The 13893-nt window shown below is 53.1% G+C and carries 16 protein-coding genes; 8 read left to right on the top strand and 8 right to left on the bottom strand.

Annotated features, from left to right (window positions below; all coding sequences use genetic code 11):
• Positions 1-82: 82 nt before the first annotated feature.
• Genes A377_RS0109365 through A377_RS0109345 form a run of 5 tightly spaced genes read left to right on the top strand, consistent with a single transcriptional unit; the run spans position 83 to position 5323 of the window.
• The gene (locus A377_RS0109365; RefSeq protein ID WP_019896079.1) at positions 83-1564 is read left to right on the top strand and encodes a c-type cytochrome; all 1482 of its coding nucleotides are present in this window, start codon (positions 83-85) and stop codon (positions 1562-1564) included.
• Positions 1564-2811: a hypothetical protein gene (locus A377_RS0109360; RefSeq protein WP_019896078.1), complete on the top strand. Its 1248-nt coding sequence runs from the start codon at positions 1564-1566 to the stop codon at positions 2809-2811. The genes A377_RS0109365 and A377_RS0109360 overlap by 1 nt, the downstream gene beginning before the upstream one ends.
• 13 nt (positions 2812-2824) lie before the next feature.
• On the top strand, positions 2825-3244 hold the full coding sequence (locus tag A377_RS12345) for a c-type cytochrome (protein ID WP_019896076.1): 420 nt from the start codon (positions 2825-2827) through the stop codon (positions 3242-3244).
• Positions 3241-4572: an NAD(P)/FAD-dependent oxidoreductase gene (locus tag A377_RS0109350; protein WP_019896075.1), complete on the top strand. Its 1332-nt coding sequence runs from the start codon at positions 3241-3243 to the stop codon at positions 4570-4572. Before A377_RS12345 ends, A377_RS0109350 begins: the two co-directional genes overlap by 4 nt.
• A gap of 34 nt (positions 4573-4606) precedes the next feature.
• Positions 4607-5323, top strand: a complete 717-nt coding sequence (locus A377_RS0109345) for a c-type cytochrome (RefSeq protein WP_019896074.1) — start codon at positions 4607-4609, stop codon at positions 5321-5323.
• 217 nt (positions 5324-5540) lie between these two features.
• On the opposite strand, the gene A377_RS12840 is transcribed toward A377_RS0109345, so the two are convergent.
• From A377_RS12840 to A377_RS0109300, 8 genes are all read right to left on the bottom strand, one after another.
• Positions 5541-6227 carry a transglycosylase domain-containing protein gene (locus A377_RS12840; protein WP_019896072.1) on the bottom strand — a complete coding sequence of 229 codons (687 nt, stop codon included), beginning with the start codon at positions 6225-6227 and terminating at the stop codon, positions 5541-5543.
• Positions 6206-6700, bottom strand: a complete 495-nt coding sequence (locus tag A377_RS0109330) for a hypothetical protein (RefSeq protein WP_019896071.1) — start codon at positions 6698-6700, stop codon at positions 6206-6208. The genes A377_RS12840 and A377_RS0109330 overlap by 22 nt, the downstream gene beginning before the upstream one ends.
• 123 nt (positions 6701-6823) lie before the next feature.
• On the bottom strand, positions 6824-8119 hold the full coding sequence (locus A377_RS0109325; protein ID WP_245546853.1) for an SIR2 family protein: 1296 nt from the start codon (positions 8117-8119) through the stop codon (positions 6824-6826).
• 74 nt (positions 8120-8193) lie between these two features.
• A complete protein-coding gene (locus A377_RS13145; protein WP_157760818.1) occupies positions 8194-8457 on the bottom strand; it encodes a hypothetical protein in 264 nt (87 codons plus the stop codon).
• Positions 8458-8736, bottom strand: a complete 279-nt coding sequence (locus tag A377_RS0109315) for a hypothetical protein (protein WP_019896068.1) — start codon at positions 8734-8736, stop codon at positions 8458-8460.
• A gap of 169 nt (positions 8737-8905) precedes the next feature.
• Complete coding sequence (locus tag A377_RS12835) at positions 8906-9808, bottom strand: M48 family metallopeptidase (RefSeq protein ID WP_019896067.1); 903 nt, start codon at positions 9806-9808, stop codon at positions 8906-8908.
• 37 nt (positions 9809-9845) lie between these two features.
• Positions 9846-10028 (bottom strand): hypothetical protein, encoded by a 183-nt coding sequence (locus tag A377_RS13140; RefSeq protein WP_019896066.1) that lies wholly within the window; start codon positions 10026-10028, stop codon positions 9846-9848.
• A 3-nt stretch (positions 10029-10031) separates the two neighbouring features.
• Positions 10032-10439 carry a hypothetical protein gene (locus A377_RS0109300; RefSeq protein ID WP_019896064.1) on the bottom strand — a complete coding sequence of 136 codons (408 nt, stop codon included), beginning with the start codon at positions 10437-10439 and terminating at the stop codon, positions 10032-10034.
• A gap of 228 nt (positions 10440-10667) precedes the next feature.
• On the opposite strand from A377_RS0109300, the gene A377_RS0109295 reads away from it, so the two are divergent.
• Genes A377_RS0109295 through A377_RS0109285 form a run of 3 tightly spaced genes read left to right on the top strand, consistent with a single transcriptional unit; the run spans position 10668 to position 13878 of the window.
• Positions 10668-12452: a 2-oxoacid:acceptor oxidoreductase subunit alpha gene (locus tag A377_RS0109295; RefSeq protein ID WP_019896063.1), complete on the top strand. Its 1785-nt coding sequence runs from the start codon at positions 10668-10670 to the stop codon at positions 12450-12452.
• Complete coding sequence (locus tag A377_RS0109290) at positions 12449-13342, top strand: 2-oxoacid:ferredoxin oxidoreductase subunit beta (protein ID WP_019896062.1); 894 nt, start codon at positions 12449-12451, stop codon at positions 13340-13342. The genes A377_RS0109295 and A377_RS0109290 overlap by 4 nt, the downstream gene beginning before the upstream one ends.
• On the top strand, positions 13339-13878 hold the full coding sequence (locus tag A377_RS0109285) for a hypothetical protein (RefSeq protein WP_019896061.1): 540 nt from the start codon (positions 13339-13341) through the stop codon (positions 13876-13878). Before A377_RS0109290 ends, A377_RS0109285 begins: the two co-directional genes overlap by 4 nt.
• Positions 13879-13893: the final 15 nt, after the last annotated feature.

Genomic DNA, 13893 nt, shown 5'->3' with positions numbered 1-13893 from the left:
TCATCCATCCGTAAAATTCACTGCGTACTATAAATTTTCCTTGCTCAGGATAAACCCACTTAATAAATAAGGATATTGGCTTATGGAACTGATCAGCCTCTACCCCACCTGGTTTGAGCCCAATCTTGGCTCCGGCTGGGTGATCGGGATCATTGCGACCTTCCATGTGCTCGCCTCCCACACCTCGGTTGGTGCGGCCATGCTTTTCGCTTACCTCTCCTACCGCTCCTACAAGGAAGACCGGCCGGACTATCTGGACTTCGTCAAACGCTACGGTCTGTTTCTACTGGTGTTCACCTATGTTGCCGGTTCCATCACCGGGCCCGGCATCTGGTACTCCACCACCGTGGGCAGCCCCAATGGCATCGGCGCTCTGATTCACTCCTTTGTGTGGAAGTGGGCCACCGAATGGGTGTTCTTTGTGATCGAAGTGGTCGGGGTTTACATGATCGTGTACCTGGTGGGTAAGGTTGATAAAAAGACCCACATGAAAATTTCCCTGATTTTCGGGATTTCTTCACTGGCGACCATGGTGATCATCATCGGCATACTGTCGTTCATGATGCTGCCCGGCAAAGAACAGTGGTTCGCCGAAGGCGGTTACCTCAACGGCTTTTACGGCACCAACACCTTTGTGCAGATGGGCATGCGGGTCGCCTTTATGTTCACCATGACCGCCGTGGTCGGGGGCATTGTCGTCTCCACCATCAAGGACGCGGCCTTCAAAAAGGAAATGACACGCAAACTCGGCTGGCTGGGCATCATCAGTACCCTGATCGGCGCGGCCCTATTCCAGTGGTACATCACCTCCGTGCCCGAACAGGCGCTGCTGGTGATGGAAAACCGTCTGCCCGATTATTTTGAACCCAGCATCATGGCGGTTCTGGCCGGGACTTTGGGTTATTTCATTGTCACCATGATTCAACCGCGCTTGCTGGTACAGGGCTTTGCCGGTGCCATGACCATCATCATTCTGGTGGCGGGTCTGTGGCCGGAAGAAACCGCGCGCGAATCCATGCGCAAGCCCTGGGTCGCCGGTCAATACGTTTATTCCAACCAGGTGATCGGACGCGACGTGCCCGGCATGGACATCGAATCGCAATTGCCAACGCTGGAGAAAGTCGGTTTGCTCAAAGCGCACCCTTTCACACCGGAACATTTGCGCGAGGTGAACGCAGGCAATCATATTCAGGCCGGTGAATTCATCACCATGACCTATTGCTCCAACTGCCACTCGCCCAGCCGTACCGGGATCCGTCCGCTGCACCGCTACTTCCCCGAGGGCATGACTCAGGCTCGGATGGAAGACTACATTCGCGGCGTGATCGAACCCGGCACCATCGCCTACATGCCCAAAATGCCCATGACCGAAAAAGAGGTCACGGCACTGGCGTCCTACCTGTTGCTCAACAACGAAGGCGGACAAGAGGCGATCACCGCGGCGATTGACAAAGAAATTGCCGAGCGCAAACAGAAAGCACTGGTGCAGGAATCCGGCGACGGCCAGCAGCAAAAAGCCGCCATCGTCAGCCTCAACACCGCAACCTCACAGGAGGCAAACTAATGGATGCAGGAAACGTTCAACACATCACCGACATGATGTATGCCCTGCGCAATCCCGCAGGGGTTCCGACCTATCCCATTGTCTTTATGACACTGGGGGTACTCACTTTTGCCCTGCACATTTTCTTTGTGCAACTGATGCTGGGCACCGCCGGGGTCACCCTGGTGGGCGCGTTCAGCAATCGCCCCTACTGGCATCGCCTGAGTGCGGCCATGCTCGAGGTGGCCAAAGTCTCGGTTTCGGTCGCGATTGTGATCGGGGTCGCCCCGCTGCTGTTTGTGCAGGTCATCTATGACCCGCAGTGGTACACCTCCAATGTGCTCTCGGCCGACTGGGTCATCGCCTTTATCCTGATTCTGATTCTGGCTTACTGGTCGATGTATTTCTATTACTTCCAGAACGCCAAGCAACAGGACAAAAACACCGCGCCCAAAGCGCGCTGGTCGATGATTCTGAGTGTGATCCTGCTGTTGGTCGTGGGCTACATCATGCACAACCTGACCAAGCAGATGCTGCACCCGGAACTGTGGCAGAGCTGGTACATGCAAAACGGACAGATGGACTATTCCGGCTCCAAACTGCATGCCAGCAACCTGTGGCGCTTCGGCTTCTTTATCAGCATGGCGATTCCGGTGGCCGGGGCCATGATGGTGACCTACCGCCGTTTCAAAATGGTGCGTGAAGACGCCGACATGGACTATCTGGACTTTGCCGCGGCAGTAGGCAAAAAATGGATTTCGGTCGGTTCCGCCATCGCGCTGGTCTTTTACATCGGCTGGATGATGACCCTGCCCGACACCGCCGGTGACTTCGGCACCTCCTTCTGGGGCATTGCCGGGGGCGTGGCACTGGTCGCCTACGCGCTCTGGGCCAAGGTTCGACTCAAAGACAATTCGCCCCTCTGCAGCTACATGGCTTTGCCCATGGCCGTGGTGGCAGGCCTGGTGGTCGCCATCACCCGTGAAATGCTGCGCTACGGCATTCTGGAAGGCTTTTTCGGCTACGACTTTATGGACTACAAGGTGGTGATGGACTGGTACTCGACCGCGCTGTTCTTTATTACCTTTGCGGTATTGGGCGGTGCTGTTTTGAGCTATTACCTCACCGTGGCCTGGAAGGTCGGCCAGACCAAAGGCGTGTATACCCCCAGCGCCACCGTGGATCGCATGGGCACCGCCGCCATCTGGATTCTCTTGCTATGGATGGTGCAATTCTTTGCCGTCGGTTTTTGGGTCTGGGCACAGTAAAAGGAGCAAAACAATGACAAACAACACACTCAGACTTTCTGGTCTGTGCCTGAGCTTAAGCCTGTTTGCAGGCACACCCGCGCAGGCGCAGGACGACGCCAAATCGTCATCGATCACAGCCAAATTGGGCGAAGCCATGGCGCAGCAATGCGCGCCCTGTCACGGCACCAACGGACAGGCCATGACCGAAGCCATGCCGCCGCTGGCCGGTTTGCCGGTGGAAACCTTTGAGCGCGCCATGCTGGCCTATCGGGACGGCTCGCGCGATGCGGTGATCATGGACCGGGTCGCACGCGGCTTTACCGACGAAGAAATCCACGCCATGGCCATCTGGTTTGAAAAACAACCCTACAAAGCCTGGCAAAACACCGAGCTGGAGGAAGCCTACAAGGCATCCGAGGCCGCCAAAAACGCCATGGGAGGTCAACAATGAGCCGACTGGAACAACAAACCTTTGATCGCAAAATCACACGCCGGGATCTGGTCAAACTGTTCGGGGCCTCTGCGGTGGCCGCGACCGGCATTTTCGGGGCCAGCAACAAGGCCTTCGCCCAATCCGCCGCGCATGTGGTGATTCTGGGCGGTGGCGTCGGCGGGTCCACTTTTGCCAAATACCTGCGCTTTGCCGACCCGGACGTCAAAATCACCATTATCGAGCAATACCCGGAATACATCACCTGCCTGCGCAGCAACGATGTGCTGGTGGGCATGCACACACTGGACGAACTGACTTTCAATCTGGACACGATTCGTTCCAAATACAATGTAAACGTGATCATCGACAGGGTGGTGGGCGCGGACTTTGACCAAAAAACCGTCCGCACCCAGAAAGGCGAGGTCGTGTCTTACGACAAACTGGTGGTCTCCCCCGGCATCGATTTCGTCTATGACAACATCGAAGGCTTCAACGAACAGGTGGCCGACACCACCCATCCGCACGCCTACAAAGCCGGGCCGCAAACCCTCAAGCTGAAACAGCAACTGGAAAACCTGCCACAGGGCGGCACCGCGATCATCGCCCCGCCGCAGAACCCGTTCCGCTGTCCGCCGGGGCCTTATGAGCGGATTTCGTTCTTTGCCGAATACCTGAAAAAACACAACCCCACCGGCAAGGTGATTGTGCTCGATCCCAAGGACCGTTTCACCAAAGACGTGCCCTTCAAAAAAGCGTGGGAACGCCTGTATGGCTACAAAACCGATAACAGCCTGATTGAGTGGGTTTCCGGTTCCGATGGCGGCCAGGTCACGCGACTGGACCCGAAAACCAATCAGGTTCAGGCGGTGGTCGAAGATTTTCAGGCGGACTTGATCAACATCATCCCCAACCAGCGGGCCGGAAAGCTGGCGCAAAATCTGGATCTGACCGACGAGTCCGGCTGGTGCCCGATCAATCGCCACACCTTTGAATCCATGCGCCATGATGAAGTGTATGTGCTGGGCGACAGCACCATTGCCGACGCCATGCCCAAATCCGGCTACTCGGCCAACTCGCAGGCCAAGGTCTGCGCCAAAGCCGTGGCCGACACGCTCAAAGGCGAATCGCCGGGCAGAGCCATTTATTCCAATGTCTGCTACAGCCTGGCCGGACAGAATTACGGCGTCTCCATTGCCGCGATTTACGAAGTCCGCGACGGTCTGATTCAACCCAAAGGCGACTCAGCGGGCGTGTCAGAGATTACCGACAAACCGGCCCAGCCGATTCTGGAAGCGGTCTATCAGAAAAACTGGCACCGCGAATTCGTCAAAGACGTGTTCTATTAAGGCGGAAACCATGGATTCAAAAGGGAAAAAGGTTATGAAAAAAACATCCATCCACTCAGCCATCAGTGCCTGTGTGCTGGTGCCTGCGCTGGCGCTGGCCGGCGGCCACGGCGACAAGCTCAAGGCCGAGGCTTGGACGCATCAGTCTCTGAACCAGACACTGAACGAGATGCCCAAAGGCAATGTCGAACGGGGCCAGACCGTGCACACCCAAATGATGTGCGCCTCCTGTCACGGCGAAAACGGCCAGTCCCCTTCGCGTAATTTCAGTTCACTGAACGGGCAAACACCGGAATACACCATGAAAATGATGCTGGACTATCGCGACGCCCGCCGCTGGGAAGATTACGGCCAGGCCAACATCATGGTCAAGCTGGCTCAGGCCATGAGCGATCAGGAAATCGCTGATGTGGCCGCGTTTTATGCCGACCAGTCTTTGTCCGATTGGGAAATTCAGCAGAACCTGTCGGACGAACGCTTTAAAATGGCCGACAAACTGGTACGAAAAGGCGACGCCTCGCGGCTGCTGGTGCCCTGCTCTTCGTGCCACGGCGTGAACGGTCAGGGCAATGGCATCACCCCGGCGCTGGCCGGACAGGTGCCGGAATATTTCCAACGCACCATGCAGGCCTACAAAGACGGCGAACGTCACAACGACGTCAGCCAGGGCATGTCGCAACTGGCCAAACCACTGACCGACGCCGAAATCGAAGCGCTGGCCCAGTATTATGCCAATCTGGAGGGATCTTAAATGAGCGGAATGAAAGCCATCATCTGGGGAGCCATACTGACCTTCGGCTCCATCTTTCTGATCTGGTTACTGAGCATGGTGACCACGGTCTCCATCTGATAAGCACCAACCAAAACGCGGCCATCGAGCCGCGTTTTTTCTATCCGGCGAATAAACCCGTCGTCCCAAGAAAAGCCGAAGGACCCTCAAAAACCCGCCCAAACATTATGCACTTCTCTCAATTAGTCCCAAAAAAGGAAATCCCATCTTTTTTGAACGTCCGCTGTAATGATTTGTTAGCCCCTAAATCGCGGCGTAACCAAATAGCCTCACACCTCGCATTGACCTTAGAGTGCCAGCGCGCACTTGGCTGAAGAGGACGAGGATATTTAAGTCGAGTTACAAAGCGAAGCGCCTGCTTTGCACTAGCACTATGGAAGCGGTGCCCAAAGTGGGACTTCAACCCATCTAGGCCAACACAGCCACTACCAAAGAATGCAATTGCCAAATAGGCCGATGCAATTGATTTCTTTGGGCGATGCCTAACGATGGCTATGGCCAACAACTGCTCTCGTAACTTTCGGACTGCAGTACGTTCATAACGGCCTGTCACTACCCTAACAAACTGCTGCTCAATAGTACTTGCACCCTGAGTATGTCCATAAATTAGCCAAACCCATACAGCACGAAGCACTCCGATTGGGTCAACACCGAAGTGATATGCGTTACGATGATCTTCGGCTTCAATCAATACTCTAACAAACGGGTATGGCACGGACTCCTTAAACTGGTCTACGACATCAAGACATTGCTCCAGATCAGTCCGGAACCTCTCTGATGACATTTTCTCAAACCATCGAGAAATAACTATTAGGGGGATTACCAGCACCCAAAACAGAAAGTTTAGAACTTGCTTCTTTGCCATTTAACCGTGCCTGATTGGTTAGCTACCATTGAACTAAATGTACCTTCCATTACCAAATTTGAATCCACCACGAGTTCATAGAAGTTTGTGGACTCGCGCCCATGACCATCTTCGACTACATGCAAAAAAATTTTATCCTTACCGAAATAGTTTTTTTCCATGTAACCTTCGACCTTACCTCGAGTACGATTCGTTCCAACAAAGTCTCGTTCTCCGGTAGAAGAATTTTCATAGGTTTTCTCAACCGTTCCTTCAACTCGGCTACCTTCGCGCCAGAGGATAGTGACGTATCTAAGGATCATGTTATCGTAGGGCTTGTAAGAAGTATCAACTGTGCGCATCTCGAAATACCAGCGCCCAGTTATCCTTGGCAAGGGCACGACCTTTTCTCTGAACCAAAAGAATAAAACAGCCAAGACCACACCACCAATCAGTGTGGCTAGAATATCCGCATAAAAAGAGTTAAAGTTCATGAAATTCCTCCATCAGTATAGAGACAGCTAACGCTTGTAGCATGCGCGTTCTTGGAATGTAGCCTGCAGACGCAATGTAAAGGGCGCACCGTACCTGCATTGGTATGACACTTCTTATGGTCCCTAAATACTATTCACTACAGCTAAAGCATCTACATCATTTGTTTTTTCTTCAATATATTTACGAATCAACGAGCGATTCGATGAAATTATAGATGGCCATCTAGCATTCCATGCTTTATAGGCATGCCATGAATATCCAATTATTAAACTCTTGCTCATTGTTTGCATTGATCTCAAAACAGCATTCAAGTATATTTTTTCGATAGATGTTCCTTCTATCTCAAAAATCGTTCCCAAGTAAATAAGCCACTTTGCAAAATGCACATATTGCTCCCAGGCATTGTTCTCAGTAGTTAGTTCCCGTTTAGCATCAATAATTTCTCCAAGAACTTCAACTACCCTTTCGTTTTCCAAGCTTAAGCCTTCCGCCGATAGCGAAGAAATTATTTTTGAAAAAGAGTCTTCAAGACTAAGATAACTTTTCTTGAAAGACCGCTCATCATAAATTACCTTCCTAATATGCTTTATCGATTTATCAACAATCCGTTCCACTCGTGGAATTTTTTCATTTAACTCTTGAAAAAAATCATAGATATCCAAGTTATCAATGACCCTTATTCCGTAACAATGAGAATAATAGTCTTTTACATGTTGATCCACTAAAGACCTTGCTACGAGAAAAATATTAGCCCCCACAACATGGCTTTTTGAGAAACCTTTATAGTCGCTCATTATTGCTTTTAGGTTTGTATCACCAAGAGAATAACCCAATATAACAACAGTGTTCTCGTGCAAAACTGTGCTTAACTTTCTCGAAAAATAAGAATGATTATTGATAAATTTAAAATAGTCATCAGAAGTTAAAACCATGTTGTGCGGAGAATCTATAGATCCGTGGACATGATAGATTTTCACACTCGCGGGTGACTTGGGGATTGGCAACCCAGGGGCTATTGAGTGGCACTCATTATCAGATGTTAGTTCTTCTGCGAGCTTATCATAATTGGTCGTAACAACCCTAAATGCTCTTGATGAGAAGAATTCACTCAGATGGTCATTGTCGCCTTTTAGTTTAATTCGTGAAATTATTTTAGAAACCTCTTCGTGAATACTTTTTCCATACGAACTTAGTTCAATTGAAATCACCTGAGCAGCCTCTTCTAGGCTCAAGGGGCTGCTCTTCCCTTCTGGGAACAAACCGTTTTTCAAACTATCCTCGTTTGGAAGTAGCTCACAAACTTCCTCGAGAAGACCTTGCCAACTCGGTGCAGAATTATCTGAAGCTGCCTTGGAGAATCCTGTTCCCGTAAAAAAGCATAGCCTATTCGATGCAGCCGCATAGGCTATTTCAAACATCTCACTCAATTTTATCACCTCAGTCATAACGCCGTTGGTAATGGGGACAGTGCAGCGGCCCCGTTAACCACATTTTAAATTTCATTTCTTCCCGCTGTTTTGAACACCTTTCGCTGAATAAGCTGAAAGAATGCATCAAACTCGTTCATTACCGATGTAGTTTCTTGAGTCTGTTCTTTACTAAAGTTCTCGTAAACACAATATTTTCCCATTTCGTAGGTTGTGTTTCGTGATTTACAAGATTCTACCAAACCAGTGTAACGCTCAAGCCTAGCAATCAATTCTTGCAGCTTATGGCGCAGTTCTAGTGTCAAAACAAATGCATAACTTTCATTCAATCAATTTAGGCCATCAATGTATTCGCAATGCTTACTGGCGAATGCTTCATATACTGGTGGCTGAACACGAATGTTTATTTGGGGATTCTGTGCTTTAATATTGATTACACTTACTTCTTTCAACAATTCAATCTCTATTTCGAACAACTTACTATTATTTTCTAACTTTCTTTTGTAGTCCTCTAGCCTTCGTTGAAACCAAAGTTTATATACAGCAAAAACAGCACCTAATGATGAAATCAGACTAGTAAACAATTTTGCCCAATCAACCCCTAACATTTTAACCTCATTTAAATTTAATTTTTATCATTATTTGTTTTTTATTATTGTTATTTTTTTTGGTTAATTATATTAATAAATATAACAACGCATATAAATAAATGTTAAAACAATATTTTTTTCATATACAAATAAATGTTCAGTTTCAGGAGTTAGAGTCATGCCAGCCTCACACCCACATCAACCCAGCGCCTTCCCGTTTTAGAAATCGTTCTGCTTCCTGAAAGTTTGGGCTGTGTTGGGCGACCTGCTGCCAAAAGTGTCTGGAGTGATCAAAGTGAATCAGATGACAGAGTTCGTGGACCAGTACATAATCGGCGACGGATTCCGGCATCAGGGCGATGGCCCAGTGGAAGCGGACGCGGCCTTTGTGATCGCAGCTGCCCCATCGGGCGCGGTAGTGTTTAACTTGCCAGTCTGTGGGTTGCACGCCGATTTGTGCGGCTCTGTCTGGCAAGGTTTCTGACAGCCATTGAGTCAGGCGGGCCTGACATAGTTTTCTGAACACGGTTTGCAAGCGCTCGGGCAGGCGGGTTGGGTCAGTGCCCAAGGCTTGTTGGATGGTGGCGACATCGGCCGGGGTGGCGCGCACTTTCCAGTGGCGTTGCGTCCAGTCGATGCTGGCTTTGGGGTGGACTTGGATCTTGTCGCAGGGCGTCAGTTGCCATGTCCACTCTTCGCCCAGCAACGCGAAGGGATGGTCGCATTGAAGGTGAAACGGGCTTTGTTGGCGTTGTTGCTGCAAGCGCTGTAATTGCTGATGCAGACTGGAAAACAACCAGGCCTGGTGATTTTCAAAGGTGGTGGCCATTTGTTTTTTGCTTAGAACATTCGGCACCAGAAAGGTAATGCGTTCGGGCGTGACTTTGAGCGCGACCGATCCGCGTCGGCGAGTGGGTTTGCACTGAAAAAACGCCCGACCCGATTCGGCACAGACACTGGGGTGCGCTGGCCAGTTTTGCGAATTTGGTAGCGGATGCGACAGAGTCAGGACCGGCCCGCCACGGCCTTTGGGCGCTCTGGTGGCCTGGATCGATTTGGGGCCGAGGGATTGTTTGAAACGCTGCCACATGCTTCAGGTCATTCCTGTCGGGGTGGAAAGGGCCATCTCATTGAGAAGAGGGTTTGTCCAACGCCCGATCCATCTGGCGATGCGAGCGTTCGGCCCGTTCTTCCTGAGCGGCTTTGCGTTCGGCTTCGGCCTTGGCTTTTTCGGCGTCGTAACTGGCGCAACCGGTCAGATTCAACGCCATCAGCAAGGCCCCGCCAACGATCCAGTGGGTCCGTGACATGGTTTACCCCTGCACGTCAAAGTTACGCAATGCCATGCGGAAGGCATTGAACGGATTGAGCAGCGCGTCGGCGAGAATGATCGCAAACCCGGCCCAATGGTAAAAATGCGGCTGCACCCCTTCGACAAAATACAAGAAGGTCAACAAACCACTGGCCAACGCTACGTTCAATACCGCCCAGAACTGGTCCAGCAGAAAAGCCATGGCGCTGATGTCGCCGGATTTGAACATCTCGATAAACAAAACCGCAATGGCGACGCCGATAAAGACGTAACCGGGCGTGCCTTCCAGCGAAATCTGCATCACATGCGCCGCGATCAGAAAGCCGACAACCAGCAACATCCAGGGGATTTTGCCCAATGTGGATAGAAGACCACCCTGCTTCGATTGAACCGATACCTGTGAACCCATGCTGTCATCCTCCTTTTTTGATTCATTCTGAGCGGTCGCGCTGAAAAGGTCAAGTCAAAGCCGATGACACCTGACTGTCACGAACGGACCTGACCGATCAGCACACAAGGATGTGAACGATGTCGGCTTTCACAGGCATGACGCCTGAAATGAACGAGCGTGACACTTTGTTTTTTTTGTAGGCAAACTTTGCTATAGTTTTTCGGACGCTTTCCAGAAAGGATTTCCATGACAGCCACGGCCTTGATTCCCGCCCCCATTCCTGCCGATCACCGTTTGAGCGTATCCATTTCCGGGGCCGGGGGTGCCGGTGCAGTCACAGTGGGACTGATTCTGCTGGAAGCCTTTGGCAAGGCTGGTTTTTACGGCGCGATGACCCGCAGTTTCGGTCCGCAGATTCGCGGCGGGGAGTCGGCGGTGTTTCTGAATCTGTCCGATCAGCCGATTGAAACCCTGCCCGAAGCCACCGATCTGCATCTGGCGCTGGACTGGAAAAACTTCATGCGCTTTGCCGATGAAATTCCGCTGACCTCTGACACCCAGATTTTCTACGACGACAGCCGCGAAAAGCCACCACAGGGCGTGGTCGATTCCGGGGCCGATTGCACCCCCTTGCCGCTGATGACCACGCTCAAGCAGATTCAGGGTGGGCGGATCAATATGCTGGGGTTGGGCGTGATTGCTCAGCGCCTGGGGCTGGCCGACACCCACATTGAACAGGCACTGCAAAAAACGCTGGGACGCAAAGGCGAAGAAGCGGTCCGGCTGTCGATGGAGACAGTGCGACTGGGGCAGACGCTGGTGGAAGCGGCCAAACCGTCGCCCTTGCAGAACTGGCAGCCGACGGACAAACCCCGCTGGCACCTGAGTGGCAACGAAGCCTGCGCCATCGGCGCTTTGCGTGGCGGCTTGAAGCTGGCGGCGGCCTACCCGATCACCCCCGCGACCGACATTGTCGAGTATCTGGCGCCGCGCATCGAAAAACGCGGCGGCCAGGTGCTGATTGCCGAAGACGAACTGGCGGCCATGAACATGGTGATTGGTGGCTCCTTTGGCGGCCAGCCGTCGATGACCGCCACCTCCGGTCCCGGTCTGGCACTGATGACCGAAGCCATGGGGCTGGCCGTGGCCAGCGAAACCCCGGCGCTGGTGATCACGGTGATGCGCGGCGGCCCGTCCACCGGCATTCCCACCAAATCGGAACAGAGCGATCTCAACCAGATTCTGTATGGGCTGCACGGGGAAGCGCCGCACATTGTGGTCGCGCCCTTAAATGTGAGCGAAAGTGTGCCTGTGACCCAATGGGCGCTGGGGCTGGCCGAGCGCCTGCAAACGCTGGTGATTCTGGCCACCGACCAGCATCTGGGCCAATCACGCCTGATCTGCGACCCCAGCCCGTTTGAGGACATGGCCGAAACCCGTGGGCTGACGCGCCTGCTGGCGCACCCGAATGACCCAGCCGACTATCACCGTTATGCTCTGACCGATTCGGGGATTTCGCCTTTGACCCAGCCCGGAATGGAACACGGGGCCTATACCGCCGACGGACTGGAGCACACCGAAACCGGGCTGCCGTCGTCATCGGCCAGCGACCACAGTGCGCAGACCGAAAAGCGCGCGCGCAAACTCACCGAATTCGACTACGGCGATGACTGGGCCACTTACTTGCCAGCGAGCAAAAGCAAACGCTTGATCATCACCTGGGGTTCCTCGTTCGAGGCCTGCAAGCAGGCGGTGGCCCGCCACAATGCCGAAGCCAAAAAAGACGAGCAGTTTTCGCTGCTGGGTCTGCGCCTGCTGATGCCACTGCAAAGCAACACTCTGCGCCAACTCTGCAAAGGCCAACAGGTGTTTGTGGTCGAACAGAACGCCAGTGGCCAGCTTTTTCATTATCTGCTGAGCGAACAGGCGCTGCCCAAATCCAGCCAATCCATTGCCCGCTCCGGTCCGATTCTGTTTACGCCGGGCGAGCTGGCCAGCACCTTGCGCCGACTGACCAAGGAGGGCAAATGAACATGACGGAAGCGACCAAGACCCAGATGAACAAGGCTCAGGCGGTGGAACGTCTGGATCAGACGCCGGTCGAAGTCCGTCCGGCCAAACCCAACGATTATCTGTCGCAGAATCATCCGGTCTGGTGTCCGGGGTGCGGCCATTTCTTTGTGCTGCGGGCGCTGACCAAAGCGCTGGCCTGGTTGAATCGGCCGCCGGAAGAACTGGCCATGATCACCGGCATTGGCTGTTCCTCGCGCCTGCCTGCCTATTTGAGCAGTTACGGCTTTCACGGCGTACACGGTCGGGCACTGGCCGTTGCGGCGGGGCTGAAAATGGCCCGACCGGATTTGACCGTGCTGGTGGCCGGTGGCGACGGCGATGGCTACTCCATTGGCGGCAACCACTTTCTGCACGCCTGTCGGCGCAATATGGACATGACCTATCTGGTGATGGACAACGAAGTCTATGGCATGACCAAAGGCCAGCCCTCGCCCACCAGCGATCCTGACTGGCACAGCAAACTGGCCCCGCACGGCACCGGCATCACCGCCTTCAATCCGTTGGGCGTGGCGCTGGCCGCCGGTGCCAGCTTCATCGCCCGTGGGTTTTCCGGCGATCCCAAAGGTTTGACCAAATTGATCAGCGACGGCATCGAACACAAGGGCTTTTCGGTGATCGAAATCAAAAGCCCGTGCGTGACCTTCCGCCCCGAACAAAAGGCCTGGCAGAAACAGATGCGGCCGCTGAACATCGAACCCACGCCCAACAAACTGGAGGCGGCGCAAGCGATTCATGCCAGCGACGGCTTTGATACCGGCATTTTTTATCAGGCCGACCAACCCGTCTATGCGCCGGCATCCGAAGCCACTCACAGCCTGGACGAGATTGAACAGGAGCTGGTGTTATGAGCCTGACCAACGCCCCGCACCCGCATGTCAAAACCACCAACAAAAACTTTGCCTGGGTGGTGGCCACCGCTTCGGAAATGATCGAAGAAACCCTGTATCACTGCGACACTTTCGCCCATGCCTTGCGCGCGCATCACAACGTCGCCGCCGCCGAAGTGTTCGAAGCTTTCAGCCCGGCGCTGAGCGAGGAGTTGGACATCGTGCTGCAGGCGCTCAAAAACGTGGAGCTGCCGCGCATTCCGCCCTGGGAAATTCCGCATCTGGACTACGACCACCCCGCGCCCAATCTGATGGAACGGACTCATTACCTGATGACGCCAGTGGAAGCGCATCAACTGGTCAACGACATGATCCGCACCCACACCTGTTTTTACAATCACTTGCTTGAGGCCACCCATCAACCGGAAATCGCCGAGCTGGTCAAACAACTGCTCAATCTGTGCCTGCAATGCCGCCAACGCAACCAACAGGCGATGAATCAGGCCGACGCCGTGCCGCCTCTGACCGATGACGATCCGCCCAATGAACCGGCCTGATACGCCGACAGACAA

Origin of the sequence: Hydrogenovibrio halophilus DSM 15072, from assembly GCF_000384235.1 — a bacterium.
Classification (GTDB): domain Bacteria; phylum Pseudomonadota; class Gammaproteobacteria; order Thiomicrospirales; family Thiomicrospiraceae; genus Hydrogenovibrio; species Hydrogenovibrio halophilus.
This window is presented reverse-complemented; position numbering and strand designations above follow the sequence as displayed.